Here is a 4,482-nt window from a genome sequence, read left to right on the forward strand (position 1 = left end):
ATAAAACTCCTCCGTATGCTCATATTTTGGTTGGGGAACCAAAAATATTTTAGCACCACGGAAGAGTTTTTTTAATACCACGCTGAAAGCTTTTTGGAACCCTAGGCCTAGCCTAGGGTTTTCTTTTACACAATAACTCAGGCTGTCGATAATTTCTCGACAGCCTGACATCATTTCACGAATTCACTTCATTTTCTTCATCAGCTAAACTTCCTCTTTAGTGCAGTAACAAAATAACGATACCTCTTAATGAAGTATCGCACCAAATAGTTGAATATCATTATTTTAATAATAATTACTTTTATTAGTTGAAATCTATTACTCTAAAATAAATCAGTGAGAAAAAACATCTTCATCAGGGTGTATATTTTCAAATGTATATCCTATTGATTGAAAACATTTAATACAAGCGAAATTATCTTCTTCAATTCCTGCATACCATTTTTTTATACAGCTCATTTCTGGCAATATCATTGTTTTATCTATCATTGACCTACCATATCCTTTATTGCGGAGAGACGGTTTAACACAAGAGCAATACTACCAATGAAATCGTCTTCTATTTCTACCATAACCACACCTACTGGTTGCTCATTTTCAAATGCGAGCCATAAGTAATAATTCTCATTCTTATGAATAAAGTTATACCATTCATTAAGTGGTAACATTCCCTCTAAACGTCGTTGAATCTCAATCCTTAAACCATAGTTGGACTGTCCATTGCCCTGTTGCGCTCTGGCCCTCATTAAAATTAGACATGATTAATGACAAGGTTGCTGGTGATAGCAGTGCAGCTCCAAGTCCTTGCACCCCCCTTGATGTTATTAACATAAGCTGTGATTCTGATATCCTCCTAAAAGCGACCCTAATCCGAAAAGTCCCATAGCGATAATAAACATGCGCCTTCTTCCCACAAGGTCGGATAGTCGACCTCCAATAAGCAAGAATCCACCGAAAGCTAGTGAATATGCACTGACAACCCATTGTAAATGGATCGCTGAAAAACCAAGTTCACTACAAGAGATGCCATTGCCACAAAAATAATTGTGTAATCAAGCTCCATAACTAGTTGTGAAATAGCCAGGATAAAAAGCGCCAATCCTTTGATTTTATTCATTTTCTATTCTCCTTCAAATTACAAACTAAAAAGTCCATTTTTGACTGAATAGTCTATTATTCTCGATAATAAATGAAGCGCTCAAAAACGCTTCATTTATTATCTAGTACTGTTAAAGTAACTGCAGTTATTTGTTCAAGGACTTTTGGGTCGTCCGTTAGTTTTGCTGCTTGCGTCAATGCATACCGAGCATGATATAAATATTGTGCCAGCGCACGCATGTCTTGATTTGGACTCAATTCACCTTGCTGCTGGCCGCGAACTAAAGCCTCGTAGAACGCTTGCTCTAAGCGGATTTTATCTTGTGCGAATAGCTCAGCAATCTCGGGATCATGAGGTATCTGATCAATTGCACTGTGCAGAATAAAACATTCCTTACGGCGTTGCTCATCTTTCAAAGTATCCACAATAACTGCGAAAATATCCGAAATGGCTTTTTTGACGGGAGTTACTTTCTCCAAATAAACAACAACAGCAGACGATTTTTCATTCACATAATGGTTAACCGCTTTAATAAAGAGCTCTCGCTTCGTACCATAGGTATCATAAAGACTTTGCCGAGCTATACCAAGTCCTTTAAGCAAAAGTGGTAGGGATGTTCCTTCGTATCCATAATGTCCGAATACTTCCATAGCCTTATGCAACACTAGTCTAGTATCAAATTCCTTGCTCCTTGCCAAACTGATATACCTCCTTTTTCCTATTTATACTACCTTTATTAGAACGTTCAGTCAAGAATAGGAAAAGTGCGAGCTAATCTTAATCAGCAAGAGATTATATTAATTGGAGAATTGAACAAAATGATCGATACTACCAATTGACTCAGCTGCAACTAATGGATTCCAAAAATCGCGATAGCGCGTAATTAACCCGTCTTTCGTTTCTACTACGCTTATATATGTCTGATTGTATGGATTTCCCGTTTCCCGATGCTTCCCGACTGACTTAAATTCTGCGATAACTAACTCTGGATTTACCGTCTGGTGGAATTCAAGGTCTGTAAACTGAACTTCAAAGTGCTTTGGAAAGTTTTGCATATAATCATATAGTTCGGCTTTGCCTTCTTTCTTATCTGGGTAACCTGTTGGTCCGTATGGAAATTCGAGTACACCGTTCTCTTCCCACAATTCAACCCATGCTTTAATGTCTCCTCCAGATAAATACTTCAGATGATTGCGAAATGTCTCCTGCGCTCTTTCACGTACTGCTTCTTGGTTTAATGTTTGGTTTTTCATTGTTTCTCCCTCCTTTTTTGACTAATCAGTCTAAAATAATCAAAAAATAAAGATACTGCTGTAAAAAGCTATTATAGCAGCTCCTCTTCTTGATGAAATTATCATATCACTTTCCAGACCATTCGGTCAATATAAATTTTAAAATTTTTTCTTCTTAAACTAACATGCTTCGTTAGCTACGGGAAGATGGCTTTAACAAACCCTGAGCAAGAAGCACAAAATGTGGCTAAACTCCTTTCACACTTCAGGGAAACTGGCGCACCAGTCTTTCATGTACAGCATATCACAGAAGGTAACACGGCTCACTTTTTCCATCCAAATACAGAAGGTGTCGAAATCCATGAGTCAGTACGTCCATTAGAGAAAGAGACAGTCATTGTAAAGCATATGCGGAATAGCTTTTTCAATACAGATCTACATAAAAAGCTACAAGAACAAGGGGTTAAAGAATTAATTGTTTGCGGTATGATGTCCCATATGTGTATTGATGCAACAGTTCGTTCTGCAGTTGAACATGGTTATGTATGCCAGGTGGTAGAAGATGCTTGTGCAACAACAACATTGCAAATTGAAGATAAAATCGTTCCTGCTGAGCATGTCCATTACGCATTTATGGTCGCATTAAATGGAGTCTATGCAACAGTGAAAACAACGGAGGCATTTTTAAAATAAAAGAATTTCAATTACCAACATAACGTCTTTCCTTTCACAAGAAAGATGTTTCAACAACTTAAAAAAGGGTGTTCTGAAAAATAACTACTGGACACCCTTTATTCATTATACTTAACTTTGTATTTCGATATCTTTATTCCCATCTGATAAAAGATCAAGCTGTCCTGTTTTTGGTCCATAGTAAGACCATGTACAGGTATATTTTTGTGTAGGAGCATATAAAAAGGATGCCTTCTTGTTATAGAAAATCGCCCTATTATTGAATTTCATTTATTTAGCTAAGGTACCTGTTTCTTCAATAAGCTTTTTAGGATACAAAAGTTCTATATATTTCACCTATAATCCCTTCCATCTGATGAACACCTAATTCTGCATTTGTCATGACGACTGCCCCTTTTTCTAAATACGGAAACGCCACCATCATACTTTGAAAACCTACTCCCCAACCGAGTGATTGAATTTCTATTTCTTTTTCAGAACCTGCTAGAAACACACCTAGTCCAACCCAACCTTTTCCTTTTTGCGGACTTATCATGTCTTTTATTGCACTTGAGGAAATACCAACTTTACTTTTTTCTTTTATTGCATCCATTAATTCAATGACTAATTTTGCTAGATCCAACGAGGTTGTCCAAAGTCCAGAAGCTGCTGGGTAAGGATATAAAGGATATTTCGCATCCACTAATTTACCATTTTTGTTATGACCACAAGAAAATTTTTCACTATCCATAACTGGTATTGACATCTCTAATGTGCTATTTCCCATTTTTAATGGTTCAAATATAAGTTCTTTCATCAATTGATAAAACGGTTTTCTAGTTACATCTTCTATTAGTTGTTGGATTATACAAAAACCAGCATCAGAATAGTCGAATTCACTCTCTGGTTCGTAACTCACTTCAATAGGAACTTTACAATAAGGGGTTTTCCCTTCCAATAATTCAACCAACGAAGGAATGCTTGTAATTGATTGAAGCTCACCAAAACTGTTTGCAGGGTCTTTTATTCCAGATTGATGACTAAGTAAATTTCGTAATGTTACTCTTTTATTTTTCGTTAAATCATTTTCAGGCACTTTCCACGAAACGAGTCTATTGTTTACATCCTCATCTAAATCAAGTAGTCCTTGGTTTGATAGTCTCATAACAAGCATTCCAGTTAAGAACTTACTAATTGAACAAGCACTAAAAATCGTATTTTCATTTACGCTCTTATCGCTTCCTACCTCAAGTAAGCCGAAATTTTCTGTACCACTGATTTGACCATGATTAATTAACGTAATACTTAAACCATGCACATTATAATGTTTCATACACTCTTGAATGTTGATGTTTTCCATACTCTCACTCCTATTTAGCTACCTCTGCTTCAATAGAATTATAACACGAACGTATTTTCTGTTGTATGTATTTGGAAAAAGTAATATAAACTAAAAATTTATATTTTGTACTGTACAAA

Annotated in this window: 8 protein-coding genes; 1 reads left to right on the plus strand and 7 read right to left on the minus strand. The window is 36.1% G+C overall.

Annotated features, from left to right (window positions below; genetic code table 11):
- Window positions 1-333: 333 nt before the first annotated feature.
- The 6 genes from HU235_RS25200 to HU235_RS22475 form a co-directional block, all read right to left on the minus strand.
- Window positions 334-489 (minus strand): hypothetical protein, encoded by a 156-nt coding sequence (locus HU235_RS25200; protein ID WP_307190900.1) that lies wholly within the window; start codon window positions 487-489, stop codon window positions 334-336.
- Entirely contained in the window at window positions 486-668 is a 183-nt protein-coding gene (locus HU235_RS25205) for a hypothetical protein (protein WP_233452372.1), read from the minus strand. Before HU235_RS25205 ends, HU235_RS25200 begins: the two co-directional genes overlap by 4 nt.
- A gap of 156 nt (window positions 669-824) precedes the next feature.
- Window positions 825-1,025 carry an MFS transporter gene (locus HU235_RS22460; RefSeq protein WP_174881653.1) on the minus strand — a complete coding sequence of 67 codons (201 nt, stop codon included), beginning with the start codon at window positions 1,023-1,025 and terminating at the stop codon, window positions 825-827.
- Window positions 959-1,117, minus strand: coding sequence for a hypothetical protein (locus HU235_RS22465; RefSeq protein ID WP_174881649.1), 159 nt, complete (start codon window positions 1,115-1,117; stop codon window positions 959-961). The genes HU235_RS22460 and HU235_RS22465 overlap by 67 nt, the downstream gene beginning before the upstream one ends.
- A gap of 92 nt (window positions 1,118-1,209) precedes the next feature.
- Window positions 1,210-1,797, minus strand: a complete 588-nt coding sequence (locus HU235_RS22470; protein WP_174881650.1) for a TetR/AcrR family transcriptional regulator — start codon at window positions 1,795-1,797, stop codon at window positions 1,210-1,212.
- A gap of 99 nt (window positions 1,798-1,896) precedes the next feature.
- On the minus strand, window positions 1,897-2,352 hold the full coding sequence (locus HU235_RS22475) for a nuclear transport factor 2 family protein (protein WP_174881651.1): 456 nt from the start codon (window positions 2,350-2,352) through the stop codon (window positions 1,897-1,899).
- Between the two features lie 186 nt (window positions 2,353-2,538).
- Here HU235_RS22475 and HU235_RS22480 point away from each other — a divergent pair, with 186 nt between their 5' ends.
- Window positions 2,539-3,024: a cysteine hydrolase family protein gene (locus HU235_RS22480; protein WP_174881652.1), complete on the plus strand. Its 486-nt coding sequence runs from the start codon at window positions 2,539-2,541 to the stop codon at window positions 3,022-3,024.
- Window positions 3,025-3,331: 307 nt separating this feature from the next.
- On the opposite strand, the gene HU235_RS22485 is transcribed toward HU235_RS22480, so the two are convergent.
- Window positions 3,332-4,363: a serine hydrolase domain-containing protein gene (locus HU235_RS22485; protein WP_233452373.1), complete on the minus strand. Its 1,032-nt coding sequence runs from the start codon at window positions 4,361-4,363 to the stop codon at window positions 3,332-3,334.
- Window positions 4,364-4,482 lie beyond the last annotated feature (119 nt).

The sequence above is a fragment of the Metabacillus niabensis genome, assembly GCF_902829255.1.
In the GTDB taxonomy this organism is placed as follows: Bacteria; Bacillota; Bacilli; order Bacillales; family Bacillaceae; genus Metabacillus; species Metabacillus niabensis.